Source organism: Ruegeria sp. CDSA079, assembly GCF_059612245.1.
Genome location: NZ_JBXWQF010000001.1, coordinates 367,002 through 386,014 on the forward strand (window position 1 = coordinate 367,002; position 19,013 = coordinate 386,014).

The 19,013-nt window shown below is 58.5% G+C and carries 20 protein-coding genes and 1 riboswitch; of the genes, 3 read left to right on the plus strand and 17 right to left on the minus strand.

Annotation, left to right across the window (positions count from 1 at the left end):
• Window position 1: 1 nt before the first annotated feature.
• Both cobW and AC2FJZ_RS01800 read right to left on the minus strand, forming a co-directional pair.
• Entirely contained in the window at window positions 2-1,057 is a 1,056-nt protein-coding gene (cobW, locus tag AC2FJZ_RS01795; protein ID WP_496775876.1) for a cobalamin biosynthesis protein CobW, read from the minus strand.
• A 1-nt stretch (window position 1,058) separates the two neighbouring features.
• Window positions 1,059-1,442 (minus strand): DUF1636 family protein, encoded by a 384-nt coding sequence (locus AC2FJZ_RS01800; protein ID WP_496775877.1) that lies wholly within the window; start codon window positions 1,440-1,442, stop codon window positions 1,059-1,061.
• An 85-nt stretch (window positions 1,443-1,527) separates the two neighbouring features.
• Window positions 1,528-1,744: riboswitch (cobalamin riboswitch) on the minus strand.
• A 146-nt stretch (window positions 1,745-1,890) separates the two neighbouring features.
• Between AC2FJZ_RS01800 and AC2FJZ_RS01805 the strand changes: the two genes are divergently transcribed.
• A complete protein-coding gene (locus AC2FJZ_RS01805) occupies window positions 1,891-2,847 on the plus strand; it encodes an NAD(P)-dependent oxidoreductase (RefSeq protein ID WP_050603341.1) in 957 nt (318 codons plus the stop codon).
• 445 nt (window positions 2,848-3,292) lie between these two features.
• Here the strand turns inward: AC2FJZ_RS01805 and AC2FJZ_RS01810 are convergent, their stop codons facing one another.
• The 7 genes from AC2FJZ_RS01810 to AC2FJZ_RS01840 all read right to left on the minus strand — a co-directional run bounded on the left by AC2FJZ_RS01810 (window position 3,293) and on the right by AC2FJZ_RS01840 (window position 10,427).
• Complete coding sequence (locus tag AC2FJZ_RS01810; RefSeq protein ID WP_496775878.1) at window positions 3,293-4,687, minus strand: FGGY-family carbohydrate kinase; 1,395 nt, start codon at window positions 4,685-4,687, stop codon at window positions 3,293-3,295.
• Window positions 4,684-4,998 (minus strand): L-rhamnose mutarotase, encoded by a 315-nt coding sequence (gene rhaM, locus AC2FJZ_RS01815; RefSeq protein WP_496667366.1) that lies wholly within the window; start codon window positions 4,996-4,998, stop codon window positions 4,684-4,686. The genes AC2FJZ_RS01810 and rhaM overlap by 4 nt, the downstream gene beginning before the upstream one ends.
• A 1-nt stretch (window position 4,999) precedes the next feature.
• Complete coding sequence (locus AC2FJZ_RS01820; protein ID WP_496667365.1) at window positions 5,000-5,983, minus strand: ABC transporter permease; 984 nt, start codon at window positions 5,981-5,983, stop codon at window positions 5,000-5,002.
• A complete protein-coding gene (locus tag AC2FJZ_RS01825) occupies window positions 5,980-6,960 on the minus strand; it encodes an ABC transporter permease (RefSeq protein WP_496667364.1) in 981 nt (326 codons plus the stop codon). Before AC2FJZ_RS01825 ends, AC2FJZ_RS01820 begins: the two co-directional genes overlap by 4 nt.
• Window positions 6,957-8,498, minus strand: coding sequence for a sugar ABC transporter ATP-binding protein (locus AC2FJZ_RS01830; RefSeq protein ID WP_496667363.1), 1,542 nt, complete (start codon window positions 8,496-8,498; stop codon window positions 6,957-6,959). The genes AC2FJZ_RS01825 and AC2FJZ_RS01830 overlap by 4 nt, the downstream gene beginning before the upstream one ends.
• Window positions 8,499-8,575: 77 nt before the next feature.
• Window positions 8,576-9,574 carry a rhamnose ABC transporter substrate-binding protein gene (gene rhaS, locus AC2FJZ_RS01835; protein ID WP_496667362.1) on the minus strand — a complete coding sequence of 333 codons (999 nt, stop codon included), beginning with the start codon at window positions 9,572-9,574 and terminating at the stop codon, window positions 8,576-8,578.
• Between the two features lie 49 nt (window positions 9,575-9,623).
• The gene (locus AC2FJZ_RS01840; RefSeq protein ID WP_496667361.1) at window positions 9,624-10,427 is read right to left on the minus strand and encodes a DeoR/GlpR family DNA-binding transcription regulator; all 804 of its coding nucleotides are present in this window, start codon (window positions 10,425-10,427) and stop codon (window positions 9,624-9,626) included.
• Window positions 10,428-10,573: 146 nt separating this feature from the next.
• Between AC2FJZ_RS01840 and AC2FJZ_RS01845 the strand changes: the two genes are divergently transcribed.
• Together AC2FJZ_RS01845 and AC2FJZ_RS01850 are read left to right on the plus strand one after the other, a co-directional pair.
• The gene (locus AC2FJZ_RS01845; protein WP_496775879.1) at window positions 10,574-12,715 is read left to right on the plus strand and encodes a bifunctional rhamnulose-1-phosphate aldolase/short-chain dehydrogenase; all 2,142 of its coding nucleotides are present in this window, start codon (window positions 10,574-10,576) and stop codon (window positions 12,713-12,715) included.
• 11 nt (window positions 12,716-12,726) lie between these two features.
• A complete protein-coding gene (locus tag AC2FJZ_RS01850) occupies window positions 12,727-13,956 on the plus strand; it encodes an L-rhamnose isomerase (RefSeq protein ID WP_496667359.1) in 1,230 nt (409 codons plus the stop codon).
• 419 nt (window positions 13,957-14,375) lie between these two features.
• Here the strand turns inward: AC2FJZ_RS01850 and ureG are convergent, their stop codons facing one another.
• The 8 genes from ureG to AC2FJZ_RS01890 form a co-directional block, all read right to left on the minus strand.
• Window positions 14,376-15,005 carry an urease accessory protein UreG gene (ureG, locus tag AC2FJZ_RS01855; RefSeq protein ID WP_496667358.1) on the minus strand — a complete coding sequence of 210 codons (630 nt, stop codon included), beginning with the start codon at window positions 15,003-15,005 and terminating at the stop codon, window positions 14,376-14,378.
• Complete coding sequence (locus AC2FJZ_RS01860) at window positions 15,002-15,673, minus strand: urease accessory protein UreF (protein ID WP_496775880.1); 672 nt, start codon at window positions 15,671-15,673, stop codon at window positions 15,002-15,004. Before AC2FJZ_RS01860 ends, ureG begins: the two co-directional genes overlap by 4 nt.
• Window positions 15,639-16,091 carry an urease accessory protein UreE gene (gene ureE / locus AC2FJZ_RS01865; RefSeq protein WP_050601982.1) on the minus strand — a complete coding sequence of 151 codons (453 nt, stop codon included), beginning with the start codon at window positions 16,089-16,091 and terminating at the stop codon, window positions 15,639-15,641. The genes AC2FJZ_RS01860 and ureE overlap by 35 nt, the downstream gene beginning before the upstream one ends.
• Window positions 16,092-16,119: 28 nt before the next feature.
• A complete protein-coding gene (locus AC2FJZ_RS01870; protein WP_496775881.1) occupies window positions 16,120-16,344 on the minus strand; it encodes a hypothetical protein in 225 nt (74 codons plus the stop codon).
• Window positions 16,345-16,465: 121 nt separating this feature from the next.
• Window positions 16,466-18,226, minus strand: a complete 1,761-nt coding sequence (gene ureC, locus AC2FJZ_RS01875) for an urease subunit alpha (protein ID WP_496775882.1) — start codon at window positions 18,224-18,226, stop codon at window positions 16,466-16,468.
• The gene (locus AC2FJZ_RS01880) at window positions 18,201-18,533 is read right to left on the minus strand and encodes an urease subunit beta (RefSeq protein ID WP_496775883.1); all 333 of its coding nucleotides are present in this window, start codon (window positions 18,531-18,533) and stop codon (window positions 18,201-18,203) included. The genes ureC and AC2FJZ_RS01880 overlap by 26 nt, the downstream gene beginning before the upstream one ends.
• A complete protein-coding gene (locus tag AC2FJZ_RS01885; RefSeq protein ID WP_496775884.1) occupies window positions 18,530-18,691 on the minus strand; it encodes a hypothetical protein in 162 nt (53 codons plus the stop codon). The genes AC2FJZ_RS01880 and AC2FJZ_RS01885 overlap by 4 nt, the downstream gene beginning before the upstream one ends.
• Window positions 18,692-18,709: 18 nt before the next feature.
• Entirely contained in the window at window positions 18,710-19,012 is a 303-nt protein-coding gene (locus AC2FJZ_RS01890) for an urease subunit gamma (RefSeq protein WP_058272437.1), read from the minus strand.
• Window position 19,013: the final 1 nt, after the last annotated feature.

Below are 19,013 nucleotides of genomic sequence, written 5' to 3' on the forward strand. Positions count from 1 at the left end.
GTTACTCGGCGGCCTCGGTGACGCCCGCGAGGATCTCGCGGATTTCAGCCTCTTTGATGTCGTCATGCTCGGCAATGACCACCAGACGCGAGCGGCGCTCTTCACCCGGTTCCCACGGACGGTCATACTGGTGACGAACGCGCGCACCGACGGCTTGAACGAGAAGGCGCATGGGTTTGCCTTGGACGGCAGCGTAACCCTTGACGCGCAAGATGTTCAACTCGGTCGCCAAGCGTTCGATATTGGTGACCAGCGCGGCCGGGTCGGTCTGTTCTGGCAGTTCGACGATGATGCTTTCAAAATCGTCGTGTTCGTGATCATGGTGACCGTCGTGATGCGACGGGCGGGCATCCATGTCATCCTCGGCAGCGGATTCCAGACCCAGCACGACGCGGACATCCACAACGCCTTCGGCAACCTCAACCACGGGCAGGGGGCGCGGCGCTTCGGCGGCGATGACTTCTTTGGCCTTGGCCACGCCCTCGGGGCCCGCCAGATCGGGTTTCGTCAGCAGGATGATGTCGGCGCAGGAAATCTGATCCTCGAACACTTCGGACAGTGGCGTTTCGTGGTCGATCGAGTCGTCGGCCATGCGCTGAGCATCCACGGCTTCGACATTCGGCGCAAACCGACCGGCGGCGACGGCTTCGGCATCGGCCAGAGCGATCACGCCATCCACGGTGATTTTCGAGCGAATATCGGGCCAGTCGAAGGCTTTGAGCAACGGTTTGGGCAGAGCGAGGCCCGAGGTTTCGATCAGGATATGCTCAGGGCGCGGCTCCAGCGCCATCAGAGCTTCGATGGTTGGGATGAAATCGTCGGCCACGGTGCAGCAGATGCAGCCGTTTGCCAGTTCCATGATGTTTTCCGCCGGACAGTCCGGGATGGCACAGGATTTCAGGATGTCGCCATCGACACCCACATCGCCGAACTCGTTGACGACCACGGCCAGACGCTTGCCCTGTGGGTTCTGCATCAGGTGTTTGACCAGCGTCGTCTTGCCCGAGCCCAGAAATCCGGTGATCACGGTGACGGGCAGTTTTTCAAGGTTCGACATGTCAGGCTCCAATCGGGGGAATGCGCGAGGCGCAGTTTTTGCGGAAATGTTCGGGGCGCTCGCGCCATTTGACCAAGCCGTCTTGGGTGGCCAGATACTTTGTGACGCCGTCGATGATGACATCGACATGATCAACCTCATTCAGGTTCTCATAAACAAAGGTCCAGCGATCCGGGCCACCGCGCAGCACTATGGAACAGCCCTGATCACAATTCGAAAGGCACTCGACAGGTTTCAGGGTAATGCCGTCGGGCAATTCGGCCTGTTCCAAGGCCTGGTGCAGCAATGTGCCGGGGCGCTGCGCATCATCCTCAACAGCCTGACCGCGGCGGCAGGTCGTACAGACCAGCAGCTCGACCGGTGCGGTCTCAGTCGTATCTCTCATCCCCCCAAATCCTCTTCGCGGGGGACGGGGTTTCAAGCGGGCCACGTGTTGCAACATGGACCCGACACCGGAACACCCCGCCCGGTTTCAACTTCGGGTGCTGGCAGGTCTCCCGGCTTGCGGATGTCAGAGGCCCGGTTCGTCAGGGTCCTCTGTCGGATGTCCCGCCTTCCCGGCCTTGGCCAGTGGCATTGGGCACCCTCTCCGGTCACGGTCGCGGGGGCGGCTGCGTTTGGCGGACAACCCGTTGACGCATTCCCTTTTCATCTGCTGTTGCAGACACCAACGAAAGGGACATGCGGCACCGCTGACCCGCTTGTCAAGCGCGTTACGCGTAACATCTGGGGAAGGGTGCGAAAAGCGACCTGCGGTTGTCGTTGGGCGGCATGAATGGTCGCATAAATCCGTGATCGCATGACGGGCACATGCCAACAGGGAGAGGCGACATATGAAAGTTGGATTTATCGGGTTGGGAAATGTCGGCGGCAAGCTGTCAGGATCCTTGCTGCGAAATGGTATTGATCTGACGGTGCATGATCTGAACGCGGATCTGGTGACCGAGTTTGTCGCCCAAGGCGCAAAGGCAGCAGAGGGTCCGGCTCAGTTGATGCGGGACTGTGATGCGGTCATCACCTGCCTGCCGTCGCCTGCAGCCTCGGACGCCGTGATGCAGGAGATGCTGCCCGAGGTTGGCCCCGGCAAGATCTGGATGGAGATGTCGACCACCGACGAAGCCGAGGTCAAGCGTCTTGGCGCTGAGGTAATCGAACGCGGTGGCGCGGCGGTGGATTGCCCGGTTTCAGGCGGATGTCATCGGGCAGCCACTGGCAATATCTCGATCTTCGCGGGATGTGACCGCGAAACATTCGAACGGATTCTACCGTTTCTGACCACCATGGGGCGGCGTGTTTTGCATACCGGTGAACTGGGCTCTGCCTCGGTTCTGAAGGTGCTGACCAACTATCTGGCCACAGCCAATCTGATCACCTGTGCCGAAGCACTGGTGACTGCCAAGGCAGCAGGTATGGATCTGGGCACGACCTACGAGGCCATCAAAATCTCTTCCGGCACGTCCTTTGTGCATGAAACCGAAAGCCAGGTCATCCTGAATGGATCCCGCGATATTTCGTTCACAATGGATTTGGTGAAAAAGGATATAGGTCTGTTTCAGGAGGTCGCGGACCGCGCCGGTGTGCCGCTTGAGATGAACCCGGTCATGATCAAGATCTTCGAGGACGCCATCGCAAGGTATGGCGAACGCGAGTTGTCGCCAAACATCATCAAACGATTGGAAGAGGCCACCGGCCTGGACATCCGCGCGCCGGGATTTCCACCCGAAATGCTGGATGATGAGCCTGAAGAACCTGGGTATGAGGTCGTCCCGCAAAACCGGATCGGGCACTGAACGCCGGTTGTTATTGGTGGCAAAGGGCCGCCCGGTCTTGCGATTGTTCAAGACCGAGTATCCTTTGCCATCCCCAGAGCGACATTGACCTGTGCGTGCCCCACGATACTGGCGGTTTTTGTCCGTTTGACTCTCACTCAGGTTTTTCTTGGAGAGGGCTACGTTGCCCTCAAGATAATGCAAATCCGCATCCAGCCATGGCCCCCTCAGAGGTATCTCTGCAGCGCAAATCGGAAACTGCAAACTGGCTTGTGAATGTCGGGATTGGGGCTTGTCGCTGCCGAATGCAACCGCAGTAGCCAGTTCACATCGCAATGACCGGTTAGTGCTCTTTCAGCCAGTCAGGGCGCACCGCAGAGAACAGCGGCATCGAGCCCATTCCGTTCAGTTTCACGCTGGTCCCCAATGTCTGCTATCGGAGTTCCGTGCAGGTTTTTAGGGTATCCTATGGGCGTGGTTCCAGGCCTGCTTTTGCGGCTCTGTGCCAACTGTTCGCGTAACGTTGGTAGCTCACGTCGGTCTTGTGAAAATAGGTTTCGACGTCGAAGGCCGCGCGCTCGGGGAGTGCGCCTGTTGCCAAGAGGGCGGCTCCCTGGCTCGTTCCTGTTGCGGTGACGGTCGCGTCGACCCTGCAGTTTGTCGCCGCGGCGAGCATACTGGCGAAGCCTTTGTTCCTGGCAAATGGACCTTCGACGATAATAGGGCCCTTGTGTCCGGTCAGCGACAGGCATTCCGCGGTCATCAATCCGAGGTAAAAACTCACCGCCGCCGCGCGTTCCTGGGTTCCGGGCAAAGGCTCTGACCCCATCCAGCTGTGTTTTTGCCCCTGAAACGGTCCGCTGTCCGGGACCATTGCGGGCAAGAGCATGGGGCCGTCTTTCGCGACCAGGTCAAGGAATTGCTCTGCACATTGAGTGGTTTGACCGTTCATCGCTAACTCGAACTCGCGTCCCCCCATGAAACGGGCGGAGGGTACCGGGGCACCCAGTGCGTTGACGTTAAGAAGCGTGTCGCGCGAAGGTTCCAGAGTTACTTCTTCGCCGCCGATGGTCATGGCAATGACCCATGTCCCGGTCGAAACGACGGAAAACGGCCCGGTTCGGGTCAGTACATGAGGCAAAAGCGATGCGTTTGAATCGTGGATGCCGCAGTGCACCAGCGTGTCAAAGCGCAGGCCGGTTTGCGATGCGACCTGCGGCAACACGGGTCCGAGAACCTCCGCAGATTTGCGTGCGGGCGCCATTTTTTCAGATATGCCCAACCGTTCGACCAACGAAGAATAGTGCGCCTTGGACGGTTTCCACAGATCCGTGTGACAACCAAGGGACGACACGTCGCTGGCCGGCACTCCTGTCAGGCGATGTCCCCAGTACTGCGGATAGGTAACAATGGCGGCGGTGCGTTCGCGAAGCGCGGGGTCCTGCTCAAATTGCCAATGCAACTGCGCACCCAGATTCAGACCCATCGGCAACCTTGGCGATCCGGTTTCCTCAAAGGCCGGGCGGATGGCGTCGTACGCCGCGGCCAGATCATCAGGGCCTGTGTGTTCATAGTCGAGGATCGGGGCAGCAAGCGCGCCGTCTGGCGCGATCAGGGCACAAGACGCCCCGTGGGTCGTGATGGAAATGGCATCTACGCCGTGCGCCTTCTGAAACTGCTCCAACCCGTCCAGAAGGAAGTGCCAGATCGCCTCAACATCGAAGTGCGGATAGGGTGGAGCGGCGAGAACGATGTTAGGCCGGGTCAGCACCTCCACTTCGGACATGTCAGTCGCATCGACCAGCGCAAGCTTGGAGTTGGTCTTGCCGATGTCGATGACGGCGACGTGCCGGGGGGTCATGGCATGTGGAAGACGGGCGTCAGCGGCACCGCCACGGGTTCGTTGTCGGGCTTGGTTTCCATGATGTCCGCCATATGCGCCCACCATCGCTGCATGATCTCGTTGCGGGGCAAGGCATCCATTTTGTGGTCGTCGGTGCGCCAAAGGACGCCAAAAAGAATGTTCGTTTCTTCGTCCAGATGGATCGAATAGTCAGACACGCCCGCGTCTTTCAGCAGCGTGGCAAGCTCTGGCCAAATCTCATCGTGGCGCTTTTTGTATTCATCCCTGCAGCCCGGGGTGAGCTTCATCTTGAAGGCGTATTTTTCCATGTCAGCCCCTCCACATCGACCAGAGCCGGGGCAGCGCGATGACCGTGATCAGCAACGCCCCGATAACAATCGACATCACGATACCGGGCACGTTCAGCAAGCCAAGTCCGAAAGTCACAAGCCCCATGACAAAGGCAGCGATCACTACGCCGGGGATGGAGCCGGAGCCGCCGAGGATGTTGACCCCGCCAAGGACGACCATGGTCACGATCTCAAGTTCCCACCCGAAGGCGATGGAGGGTCGGGTCGAGCCGAGGCGGGATGTTAGGCAGACGGCGGCGACCCCGGACATCAGGCCCGTCAGCAGGAACAGGGTGAACTTCACCCGGCCCACCCGAATGCCCGAAAACAGCGCCCCGGTGGCATTGTTTCCGATGGCATAGACCGCGCGGCCGAAATTGGTCATGTGCAGGATGACCGCGTAGATCACCGCAATGATGGCGAAAAGGACGAATTCGAAGGAAATCACCCACCAGACATAGCCCTGCCCGAAGAAGGCGAAATCGGCTGGATAGCCCTTGTAGACCTGATCGCCCAACACGATGAAACTGACCCCGCGGAAAAGGCTCATCGTGCCGATGGTGACGACGATGGATGGCAGGCCAAGGCCGGTGACGAGGAAACCGTTTACCGCCCCACAGGCCAGACCGACGGCCAGACCGATAAGGACTAGCCCCTCTGTCCCGACACCCGCCTGCACGGCGGCGCCCATGGCGGTCGAGGCCAGTGCGATGATCGCGGCGACGCTGAGGTCGATTTCGCCAGAGATGATAAGCAGGGCCATGGCAAAGGCGATCATCGCCTTTTCGGTGAAGTTGAAGGTCGCGTCGGAGAGATTCCAGGCATTCAGGAAATAGGGTGAGGCCAAACTGTTGGCGATGAAGATGCCGATTGCGACCAGCATCAGCAGGCTTTCCCAGCTTTTTAAGTTCCGCTCCAGCGGCGAGCGCAGGCGATCGGGGGTCGAGCGTGTCGTCGTGGTCATGTCGCGTGCTCCGCGCGTTTTAGGATGACGCGGCCCTTCGTCCGGTTGGCCTGGGCGTTTAGAACAACCGCGATGATGATCGCACCGCCCGAGATGGCCAGCTGCCAAAAGGGAGAGATGTTCACGACCGGCAGGGCATTGGCAATGATGCCGAGGAACAGCGCGCCCAGCAGCGCGCCGGGGACCGAACCGATGCCACCCATAATCGACACGCCGCCAATGACGCAGGCGGCCACGACGGTCAATTCAAATCCCCCAGCAACATCGACATAAGCAACCGCGAAGCGAGAGACCCAGAGGTAGCCGGTCAGACCGGCCAGCGCGCCAGAGATCGTGAAGGCCCAGAACTGGGTCCGGCCCACGTTGATCCCGGCATAGGTCGCCGCATGGGGGTTGCCCCCGGCAGCGTAGAAGGCGCGGCCCAGGGTGGTGCGGCTCATGACGATGGTGAAAAGGATCACCGCCGCGATGGCAAACCAGCTTAGCACCGGAAGGCCAAGAAGCTTGGTGCGCGGGAATGCCTTGAAAGTGTCGCTCATCTCGTGGCTGTTAACCCATTTTCCCTCTGTCAGAAGGAAGATGGTTCCCCGGAAGATGGTCATGGTGCCAAGCGTCACCACGATAGGCGGGATGTCCAGTTTCCACACAAGGATACCGTTGAACATTCCAAGGCACGCCCCGAACCCGGTGGCCACGGCCAGCGTTACGATAATCGGCAGACCTGGTGCCGAGATATTGATCAGGGACACGACCATGCCGGTCAGCGCGAGGTTGGCGGCGACCGAGAGGTCGATGCACTTCGTCAAGATCACGATCATCTGGCCGATAGCCAGCAGGATCAGCGGCGAGGTGTCGTTGAAGACGGCAGCCAGATTCGACAGCGTGATGAACGCCGGGAAGCGGCTTGAGATGATGCCAAGCACCAATGCGATGGCGACCAGCAGCAAAAGTTCGCGGGAGGCGAGGATACGTTTCATTGCGCGGCTTCCCTGATCCCTGCGGCGTGGCTGACAAGCGTTTCGGGCGTGATCTGGTCGCGGGCCAGTTCCGCCACTATGCGCCCCTCGCGCATGACGATCACACGATCCGACATGCCCACGATCTCGGGGATTTCGGAACTGACCATGATGACGGCGAGCCCTTGCGCGGCAAGCTCCGCCATGAATTCATGCACGGCGGCCTTGGATCCGATGTCGATGCCCTTGGTGGGTTCGTCCAGGATGATGACCTTGGGCTGGGTGGCAAGCCATTTGGCGATCACGACCTTCTGCTGGTTGCCGCCCGACAGGTTGCCGACATCGGTGTCTAGCGAAGCGGCGCGCAGGTCGAGACGTTCGGTATACTCCCGCGCCAGCTTGAATTCCTCGGCCAGCCTGATGAACCCCTTGCGCGAGGTGCGAGCGAGTGACGGCAGCGTCACGTTCTGAAAAATCGGCAGCGCGCTGATTGTGCCTTGTTTGCCCCGGTCCTCCGGGACATAGACGATGCCACTTGCGACCGCGTCGGCGGGCGATGCAATCGAAACCGGTGCCCCGTCGATCCTCACGGTTCCGCCCGAGAGGCGGGTGATCCCGAAAAGGGCCTGCATGAATTCGGACCGACCTGCGCCGACCAGCCCGTAGAACCCGAGGATTTCGCCGCGCCTGAGCGTGAAACCGATGTCCGCGAATTCGGTCGGGTGGTCGTACCCCGCGACTTCGAGGATATCGTGGCCAACGTTGTGGTCGCGTTCGGGGAAAATCTGGCTGACGTCGCGGCCCACCATAAGCTTGACCAGTTCCGACTCGCTAACATCTATTATCGCCCCTTCGCCGACCATCTGGCCGTCGCGATAGACGGTGTAGAAATCGGCGATGCGGAAGATCTCGTCAAACTTGTGGCTAATGAAGAGGATCGCCTTGCCTTGCGCCTTCAGGCTTTCGACGAGTTCGTAAAGCTCTTCGATTTCCTTCTGGCTGAGGGCTGCGGTCGGTTCGTCCATGATCACAACGCGCGCGTCGATGGACAGCGCCCGGGAAATGGCAACCAGGTGCTTGTTCGCGGTTCCAAGGTCCTTGAGCGTCGCGCCCGGATCAATCTTGGCCCCGATTCCATCCAGAATCTCTCGCGCGCGGGTCGCCATGGCGGTTTTGTCGATCAGGCCAAATCGCCCCTTTGGCGCATGGCCGAGAAAGATGTTTTCCGCCACCGTCAGTTCGTCGAAAAGGACGGTTTCCTGATGGATGGCGGTCACGCCAGCAGTTTCGGCGGATTGCGGTGTCGGGAAACTGAGAGCCTCGCCATCGATCCGGATGTCACCCTCGTCGGGTTGATAAATGCCCGTCAGAACCTTCACCACGGTAGACTTGCCAGCACCATTTTCGCCCACCAATGCCGTGACCTTGCCCGGGTAGAGGTTTAGCGAAATATCTGAAAGGGCCCGCACGCCGGGAAATGTCTTGGTCACGCCGGACAGGCTCAGAAGCGGTGTAGGGGCGGCGGCGTTCGACACGTCTGGTCTCAATTCCAACTGCATGGACGGTGTTTCTGGATGTGGGAAGAGTAGGGAGTCGGGGCGCGGGTCATCGCACACGCCCAGACACGTCGTTCAGATTAGAAGATCGACTTGAACTGTTCGATGTTCGAGCTGTCGTAGGTGAAAGGATCAGCCATGGCTGCCGAGCCGGTGTCATCCAGCGTCACCGAACCCATGCGGCCCATCGGGATTTCGGCACCGGCACCGGTTTCAGAACCGTTGGCGATTGCATGCGCCAGCATGGTGGCCGAGTAGCCAAGGTCAATCGGGTTCCAGATCGCGAAGCTCTTGGTTGCACCGCTATCAACACAGCCTGCCATCTCGGACGGGAGGCCCAAACCGGTCACGTTGATCTCACCGATCTTGCCCGCGTCGGTCACGGCCTGGCAGGACGCCAGGATGCCAACGGTCGTCGGCGCGATGATCGCCTTCAGGTTAGGGTAGGACGCCATGAGGCCCTGTGCTTCGCGGTAGGATTTGTCGCTGAGGTCGTCGCCATAGACGGTGGCCACCAGATCGACGCCGTCATAGTTCGGAAGAACCTCTTTCGCGGCCTCGATCCAGGCGTTCTGGTTGGTTGCCGTGGCCGACGCCGACAGGATCGCAACTTCACCACCATCCGGCATGTGATCTGCGGCAAGCTTGATGATCGTGTTGCCGATCAGCGGGGTCGAGGATGGGTTCAGGTGCATCTGGCGTCCGCCTTCAGCCACACCCGAGTCCCAGGAAATCACGGTGATCCCGCGGTCCATCGCGCGTTTCAGCGTTGGCACAAGTGCATCGGGGTCGTTTGCCGAAATCGCGATGGCGTCGACACCCTGCGCGATCAGGGAGTTGATGACCTCGATCTGACCTTCCGCAGTGGTGTCGGTCGGGCCGGTGTAGATGATCTCGATATTGCCAAGCTCTCCGGCAGCCTCTTCAGCGCCTTCGGCGGCCGCTTCAAAGAAGCCGATACCAAGCGCTTTTACGACCAGAGCGATGCGCATGTTGTCCTGCGCCATCGCCGCGGTGCCAAACATACCGGCGGCAAGGCTCATCCCTGCGACAAGTGATGTGAAAGTACGACGCTTCATGATAGTTCCTCCCAGAAAGTCATGTTTGGGTCTCGGGTTTCGGAGGCGGTCAAGAGTCCACCTCGTTTTCTTGAACACTGCCCGACTGGGCAACGATCAGATTCACATCGGCAGCCTCAAGCATGGCCGCCGCCTTGTCAGGAATTCCTTCGTCGGTGATCACGGTCGTGATCCGGTCCAACTGGCAAAGCACCAGGCTGGAGCGCTGCGCGAATTTCGAACTGTCGACTAGAACGACAAGCTCATCCGCCTGTCCGATCAGTTTCTGTTCTGCCTGGATCAGAAGCGGATCGGCCTCCATCAGGCCGATGGGGCCCAGCCCCTGCGCCCCCATGAACATGCGCTTTGCATAGAAGTTGCGAGTCACGTCGTTGTCAAAGGGCGAAAGGATTATGTTCTGTTCCCGGTAGATCGCGCCGCCTGACAACATGATCGTGTTCTTCGAATGCTTCAGCAGGTGCTCGGCAATCGGGAACGAATTGGTAAAGACCTGCATCCTGCGGTTGGCCAGCGGATGCACCATCTGAAAGGTCGTTGTGCCCCCGTTGATGATGATGCTGTCACCTTCGCTACACATCTCAACCGCCGCGCGGGCAATCGCCTGCTTCGCTGCGATATTCATGGTTTCGTTGACGACGAACGGACGGCCCGCCAGCCCGGCGAACTGCGGTGGCGCTATGGCCTCAGCGCCGCCTCTGACACGGCGTACTTTCTGTTTCATGTGAAGTGTTGAAATGTCGCGTCGAATGGTGGCTTCGGACACGCCGGTCAAGGTGCATAGGTCACTAACCGTCACGACGGGGCGATCCTGCACCGCTGAAATGATGATCCTATGGCGTTCTTTTTCGTGCAAAGCCACCTCCCATTCACTCCACGCTGCGCAGATTCGTCGCAGCTGTCAATCATTTTCGATCACTTTCAATCATTCTGCATTGCAGAATGACTGTTTGTGATTGTTTTTGATTGACATAACGATGCACACTACTAAGCCTAAACGCGATGGTGCAGTACCGACCGCTGCATCGTGAGGAGGGCAGAACGTTGAAATCCATCGAAAATCAGCTTCTTGAGAACCGCTGGGATGACGCTGTGGCAGGTGGTATGTCCGAATCGGATCTGCTTCTCTATCGCTCCAACACGCTGGGATCGGATAAGCGCGTCACAAACTATGGCGGTGGCAATACCTCTGCGAAGGTCATGGAAACCGACCCACTGTCCGGCAAAGAGGTCGAGGTGCTCTGGGTCAAGGGTTCCGGCGGTGATATCGGGTCCATGAAACTACACGGCTTTTCCACGCTTTACATGGACAAGCTGAACGCGCTGAAAGGGCTTTATCGCGGGGTCGAGTTTGAAGATGAAATGGTCGGCTATCTGCCCCTCTGCACCTTCAAACTGAACCCGCGCGCGGCCTCAATTGACACGCCCTTGCACGCCTATGTGCCGCGCAAACATGTCGATCACGTCCACGCCGACGCGATTATTGCGATCGCAGCGTCGAAGAATTCGAAGGAGCTGACCCAGGAAATTTTCGGTGACCGGATCGGTTGGCTGCCGTGGAAACGGCCAGGGTATGAACTGGGCCTGTGGCTTGAAAAGTTCTGCCTGGAAAACCCGGATGCCGATGGCGTTGTCCTTGAAAGTCACGGATTGTTCACATGGGCTGACACGGCGAAAGACTGCTATTACTGCACCATCGACGTGATCAACGTCGCGACCACGTGGTTGGCCGAAAAGACCGCCGATGTTCCGGCCTTTGGCGGAGCGGTCCACCAGAGCCTCGCCCGGGAAGGTAGGCGGGCCGTTGCCGCCCGGCTGATGCCCGCGATCCGTGGCTTTGTCAGTGGCAACCAGCACATGGTCGGGCATTTCAACGACAGCGACTCGGTGCTTGAGTTCGTGAATTCTAAGGACATGGAGGCGCTGGCGGCCCTTGGTACGTCCTGCCCCGACCATTTCCTGCGCACTAAGATCCGCCCTTTGGTCGTCGGCTTCGACCCGGCCCAGAACAACATCGACGCAGTGCTTGAAGGCCTGCCCGCGCAAGTCGCCGCCTATCGTGAGGACTACACGGCCTACTACAACCGTTGCAAACACGATAACTCGCCTGCGCTTAGGGACCCCAACGCGGTTGTCTACCTGATCCCCGGGGTCGGCATGATCACTTTTGCCAAGGACAAGGGCACGGCCCGCATTTCCGGCGAATTCTACGTCAACGCGATCAATGTTATGCGCGGGGCAAGTGCCGTCAGCGAATACTGCGGCCTGCCAGAGCAGGAAGCATTTGACATTGAATATTGGCTGTTGGAAGAAGCCAAGTTGCAGCGCATGCCGAAACCAAAATCGCTGGCTGGTCGCGTCGCGCTGGTCACCGGCGGCGCCGGTGGCATAGGGTCGGCAACGGCAGAACGTTACCTGTCCGAGGGCGCCTGTGTCATGCTGGCCGACATCAATCCCGAAAGCCTCACCGCGACGGAAGGGGTCCTGACCCAGCAGTTCGGCAAGGACGTCGTGTGCACCGTCCTGATGGACGTCACGGATGAAAATGCCGTGGCCCACGCGTTGGCTGAAACATCCGTCGAATTTGGCGGCATCGACATCCTTGTCTCGAACGCCGGGATCGCATCCTCTGCCCCGGTTGAGGAAACATCCCTCGACCTTTGGAACAAGAACATGGACATCTTGTCCACGGGGTATTTCCTCGTCAGCCGGGAAACTTTCAAAATCATGCGGGTGCAGGACATGGGCGGATCTATCGTTTTCGTGGCCTCGAAAAACGGGCTTGCCGCCTCGCCCAATGCCTCGGCCTATTGCACGGCGAAGGCCTCGGAAATCCACTTGGCCCGTTGCCTTGCGCTGGAAGGTGCTGAGGTCGGGATCAGGGTCAACGTTGTGAACCCGGATGCGGTGTTGCGGGGTTCCAAGATCTGGGAGGGCGATTGGCTGGATCAGCGGGCTTCGACCTACGGCACGGATAAGGAGGGGCTGGAAGAGATGTACCGCAACCGATCCATGCTTAAACGCTCAGTCCTGCCGGAAGATATCGCCGAGGCCTGTTATTTCTTCGCCGCCGAGACGTCGGCCAAATCCACGGGTAACATTCTGAACGTTGATGCGGGCAACGTTCATGCCTTCACGCGATAGGGAGACGGTCCATGAGCTATGAGAGCGCCAAAGCGCAATTCGCTGACTGGGGCGTCGACACTGATGCTGCGATCAAGGCTCTGAAGGACATCCCGATTTCCGTTCACTGTTGGCAAGGCGATGACGTGGTGGGGTTCGAAAACCAGACCGCCACCTCGGGCGGGGGCATTCAGGCAACCGGAAACCATCCGGGCCGGGCCCGCAACCCCGACGAACTGCGGGCGGATCTTGAGTTTGCCTATGCAAATATCCCCGGGTCACATCGGTTGAACCTGCACGCGATGTACATGGACACAGACGATACCCCGGACCGGGATGAGATCGAGTACCGCCATTTCGCGCCATGGGTCGACTGGGCCAAGGGCATCGGCATCGGGCTGGATTTCAACCCGACTTTCTTTGCCCATCAAAAGGCCGACGACAACCTGACGATGGCGCACCCCGACAAGGGCATCAGGGACTTTTGGATCGAACATGGAAAACGCACGCGGGACATCGCGGCGCAGATGGGAGCTGCGCTTGGTTCACCCTGCATCAACAACATTTGGGTTCCGGATGGGTTCAAGGACCTTCCTATCGACCGTATGGCGGCAAGGGCCCGGCTTGAGGCCTCGCTCGATACCATGCTGGCCGAGGCGAAATCGGATATGCTGGATGCGGTCGAATCCAAGCTTTTCGGCATCGGGGTCGAGGCCTGCACGGTGGGCAGCCATGAGTTCTACATGGGCTATGCGATCCGCAACAAGACACTGCTGTGTCTCGACATGGGGCACTTCCACCCGACCGAGAATATCGCCGACAAACTGAGCGCCGTCGCCCTGTCTCTGGATGAGCTTCTGCTGCACGTGTCGCGCCCTATGCGTTGGGACAGCGACCATGTGATCATGCTGAACGATGACATCCTGGCGATGGCGCATGAACTGGTCAGCGGCGACCTGTTGGGCAAGACCCATATCGGGCTTGATTTCTTCGACGCCACGATCAGTCGCACGGCCGCTTGGGTGATCGGCACGCGCAACATGCAAAAGGCGCTTCTGCAGGCGCTTCTGAAGCCCTGGGATCGCTTGCGAGCAGCGGAGGACGCGCTGGATTTCACAAGCCGGTTTGTTGTGACAGAGGAACTGAAGGACCTACCCTACGGAGCGGTGTGGTCTGAATTTTGCGCCAGAAACGGCGCGCCTACAGGTACTGAGCTGATCACTGAGCTTGACGCTTATCAGGCCACTGTAGCGGGTCGCTGAGGCACGGCCCAATTTTGTGGAAAGTCTCCGTCTGGACAATCTATGTTGGAAAGAACGCCAAAATTGCATTCGAATGAAAGCGGTCGTCGCGCCGGTGACCATTGAGCGGCCGCATTGTCCGCACAGCGGACGCTCACGAGTACTTTGCGAATAACCGAACCGAGCCCTAAGCGGACGTCGCAGTTTCGCGCATCACGCAGAAATATCCGAGGGCGAAAGTCGCGTAGCGCTACAAATCGGCACCGAAGAATGTTATGGTTACGGATAGTTGTCTAGGTTGGCTAGTGCGCTTCCTATACGGACAGCCGATGAGTGAAGACAAAACATAACATCCAGACAAACGTGAAAATTAAAGATTGTACCTTCGGCCTCTCCAGTCGGGTTTAGGTGCCGACAATTTGGCATCTCCGTTATGGGAGCTAATTCACTTCTGAAATTATTACCCCCCCCCGCTTCACCAAGAGGTCAACAATTGCGTCGACCCCTTTTTTGTGGCGAAGGGACGAGAACAAAAATGGCCGTCCTTTGCGCATTCTGGCTGCATCTCGTTCCATTACCTCCAGTGAAGCGCCAACATGCGGCGCCAGATCGGTTTTGTTTATGACCAGGATGTCGGATTTTGTTATTGCCGGTCCGCCTTTTCGCGGGATTTCCTCTCCAGCGGCAACGTCGATCACATAGATTGTAAGGTCTGCGAGTTCCGGGCTGAAAGTAGCCGACAGATTGTCGCCGCCGCTTTCGATTAGAACGATATCGAGATCGGGATGGCGTTCCTGCATTTCAGCGACAGCTGCAAGGTTTATCGATGCATCCTCGCGGATTGCTGTATGTGGGCAACCGCCGGTTTCGACGCCGATAATCCGATCTTGGGGAAGGACCTGCATGCGCACCAGCGCTTCGGCATCCTCCTGCGTGTAAATGTCATTGGTGATGACGCCCACTGAACAAGCATCGCGCAGGGCTTCAGACAAGGCAGCGGTCAAAGTGGTCTTTCCGGCTCCAACCGGACCGCCGATGCCAACACGAAGAGGGCCGTTCATAATGCTCATGTTCGGAATATCCTTGAATACTGTGTTTCGTGTCTCATCGACGCGATGTCCGTTAGGAACGCAGTCGAACTCAATTCTTCCAAGCCTGCCACTTGCGTACTTTCGGCGATATGAGCACATAGCGGTGTCAAATTACGGATTAGTTTCTGAGCGTCGGTTTGCCCCAGCGGCACAAGACGCGTTGCGCAAGCGACCAAGTTGCTTGCGAATGCTTGTAGATACATCTTCGTCGTCAGCAGTAGCGGGAGGTTCTGCAGACGCGCGGCGTGGCCTACTGAAACTGGGTAGGAAAGCTGTTGGATGTCTAAATCCCAGACATCTCCTGTGACAGTCCCGAACGCCTGTCCCAGCAGTTCGGTTTCCATTTTCCTTTCGGATGACGCGCAGATAGCCCGTGCTTTGGCATCGATGCTGTCAAGTTCATCTTTGTCCCGCGCGTTGTATGCGGACACTACGAGCAGAGCATCATTCCACCCAGATCCGTGTTCCAGCGCATCTGAAATCCAGGCTTCGGCGTCTTGGGAACTGGCGACCGCTCCTTCGTCAATTGCAGTTTCCAACCCATGAGAATAAGCAAAGCCCCCCACAGGGTATGCTGGAGACAACCACTGGGTCAGCGTCAGGATATCGGCGTCAGTGGGCGTGGCCATGTGTCCTGCCATGGCCATAGGCTCCGCCTTCGGGGTTGAACGGTTCGTGCACCTCGCGCACTGTGGCTCCGATTTTCAATAGCATATCTCGGATCACATGATCGACCTGGATCAGCAGACGATCCTTTTCGATCTGGCAGGGCGTGTGGCGATTGCCGATATGCCACGCGATGCGTGTCAGGTCCGGAGCGGAAACCTCTAGCAGTGCTTCGGGCGCAGCCTGTATTTCCACTTCGCGACCGTCGTCCAGAACCAACGTGCCACCGTGGTTCAACGAGGTGGTTTGCGCCAGATCGACGAGGATTTGTTCGCCACTTTCACAGGTCAGAACCTTGCGACGCAAAAACCGATCGTCATAAGTCAGCGACAGGCAATCTGCCGGATCACTGTGCGCGTGATCCGAGTACCGGCGCGCGGTACAGAGCAGGGCGGTCATGCGATCACCCCCTCTGCAGCAGGAACGGTCAGAGCCAGATTGAATCCGCAAACACCCGGTGCACGATCCGTTCGCGTGATAGGCCGCGTTTTGTCAGCTCTTCGTCGCTGAGCGATTGCAGGAATTCGACTTGCCGTACGCGCGATTGAGCTTCGGCCATGCTGATCAGAGCCGAATAGATTGACGATCCGATGGACGCGATCAGACCGGGCAGCGAAAAGCGTGCGTGAGATTGTGTTGCTGAGTGTGCCATTTGGACCCTCGTAAACGTTGGTCCTCCCTTGGGTATTAATATCTGTCATATCGGCCTCACATTGAAGTGGGTGTTTGGTCATTTCTGCCTTGCGCGCGGTGCAATGCAGCATGATTTTTAGTCAGAACATAAAGTATCGCTGTGCCATTGGCAGCACTTCGGCGGGTTGGCAGGTCAGCAATTCGCCATCCGCCCGGACTTCGTAGGTTTCTGGATCAACTTCGACATGAGGTGTTGCGTTGTTGAGCAGAAGATCCTGTTTGCCAATCTCTCGTGTGTTTTGGACAGCGACGGTCTGCTTTGCCAATCCTAGTGTATCACCGATCCCGTCCGCCAGCGCGGCTTGCGACACAAAGGTGATTGCCGAGTTTTCAACGGATCGACCATAGGCACCGAACATTGGCCGACTATAAACAGGCTGCGGGGTGGGAATCGAAGCATTGGGATCACCCATCTGTGCACAAACGATGGTGCCGCCCAGCAAAACCATCTCAGGCTTCACTCCAAAAAAGGCTGGGTCCCATAGGACCAGGTCGGCGCGTTTTCCTTCCTCGATACTGCCAATCTCGTGGCTGAGGCCATGGGCAACGGCAGGGTTAATCGTGTACTTGGCGATGTAACGGCGAACGCGCAGGTTGTCGTTGTCACCGGTTTCCTCCGGCAGGCGGCCTCGCTGTTTCTTCATCTTGTCAGCGGTTTGCCATGTACGGATCAACACCTCGCCCACGCGTCCCATAGCCTGACTGTCGGACGCGATGATGCTGAAGGCGCCCATGTCGTGCAGGATATCTTCAGCCGCGATGGTCTCACGCCGGATGCGGCTTTCGGCAAAGGCGACATCCTCTGGAATGGATTTGTCGAGGTGATGGCAGACCATCAGCATGTCGAGATGTTCCTCGACCGTGTTCACCGTAAAGGGCCGCGTCGGGTTGGTAGAGGAGGGTAGAACATGGTCCTCACCGCAAATCTTGATGATGTCGGGGGCGTGGCCGCCGCCCGCGCCTTCGGTATGGAAGGCGTGGATAGTACGGCCCTTTATCGCGGCAACTGTATTTTCAACAAACCCGGATTCGTTGAGCGTGTCGGTGTGGATCATCACCTGAACGTCCATCGCGTCAGCGACCGAAAGGCAGCAGTCGATGGCCGCAGGAGTCGTGCCCCAGTCCTCGTGCAGTTTCAGGGAACAAGCCCCGGCTCTTACCTGTTCCTCCAGAGCCGCGGGAAGCGAAGCATTTCCTTTGCCCGCAAAAGCAAGATTCATGGGAAAAGCATCCGCCGCCTGCAACATCCGGCCGATGTGCCATGGGCCCGGTGTGCATGTGGTCGCCAAAGTGCCATGTGCCGGGCCGGTGCCACCACCAAGCATGGTTGTCAGGCCAGAATGCAGCGCGTCCTCTATCTGTTGAGGGCAGATGAAGTGAATATGGCTGTCGAACCCGCCAGCCGTCAGGATGCGACCCTCGCCAGCGATGGCCTCGGTGCCGGGGCCGATGATGATGTCTACACCGGGCTGCGTATCCGGATTTCCGGCTTTGCCGATCTTGGCGATGCGCCCGTCTTTTAGGCCGACATCCGCCTTGTAGATACCCAAGTGATCCACGATCAGAGCATTGGTGATCACTGTGTCCACGGCGCCTTCGGCACGCGTGGCCTGAGACTGCCCCATCCCATCGCGAATGACTTTGCCACCACCGAATTTAACCTCTTCACCATAGACATCTTCGCGGTGACCGGTCTCGGTGAAACGCGCAGTCGTTGCGCGCTCCACGATCAGGTCTTTTTCTACTTCGATGATCAGATCGGTATCTGCCAATCGTACTTTGTCGCCGACCGTGGGGCCGAACATGGAGGCATAGTCACTCCGGCTGATCTTGCCCGGCATCTTTCAAAGCCCCCATGATGTGCATATTGAAACCGTAGATGTGGCGGCGCCCCTCAAATGGCACCAGCATAACTTCGCGAGTTTGGCCTGGCTCAAATCGCACCGCAGTGCCCGCTGGGATGTCCAGCCGCATACCCAAAGCTGCATACCGATCCAAATTCAGAGCCGGGTTTGCTTCGGAAAAATGGTAGTGGCTGCCGACCTGTATTGGTCGGTCGCCGGTATTGGCGACGATAACAAGACGGCTGCTGCGTCCTGCGTTCAGCGTCAGTGAGCCTTCGGCCGGAATAATCTCACCCGGGATCATTTCGGCAGCTTCAAAATCACGGTTATGGCGATGACCGCGATCAAAGCCAACCCAGCTGCGAGCGCGGCGTAATCATTGCCATGGGCGTGAACTTGGGTATCCGAATGGGCCATGGCCGGACCAGCCAGAATGAGAGCGGGAAACAGCATACGGTTCATGGGTGACTCCTTTGGAAATTAGCGAATGGGGTTGTGGACAGTCACAAGTTTTGTGCCATCCGGGAAAGTGGCTTCGACCTGCACCTCGTGGATCATCTCGGGCACGCCTTCCATGCATTGGTCCCGGGAGATCACTTCAGCCCCGGCTTGCATCATGTCGGCGACCGAACGGCCATCACGCGCGCCTTCGACCACGGCGTCGGTGATCAAGGCGATAGCCTCGGGGTGGTTCAGCTTAACGCCGCGGGCCAGCCGTTTGCGAGCAACCTCGGCGGCCATAGCGACCAGCAGTTTGTCTTTTTCACGAGGGGTCAGGTTCATG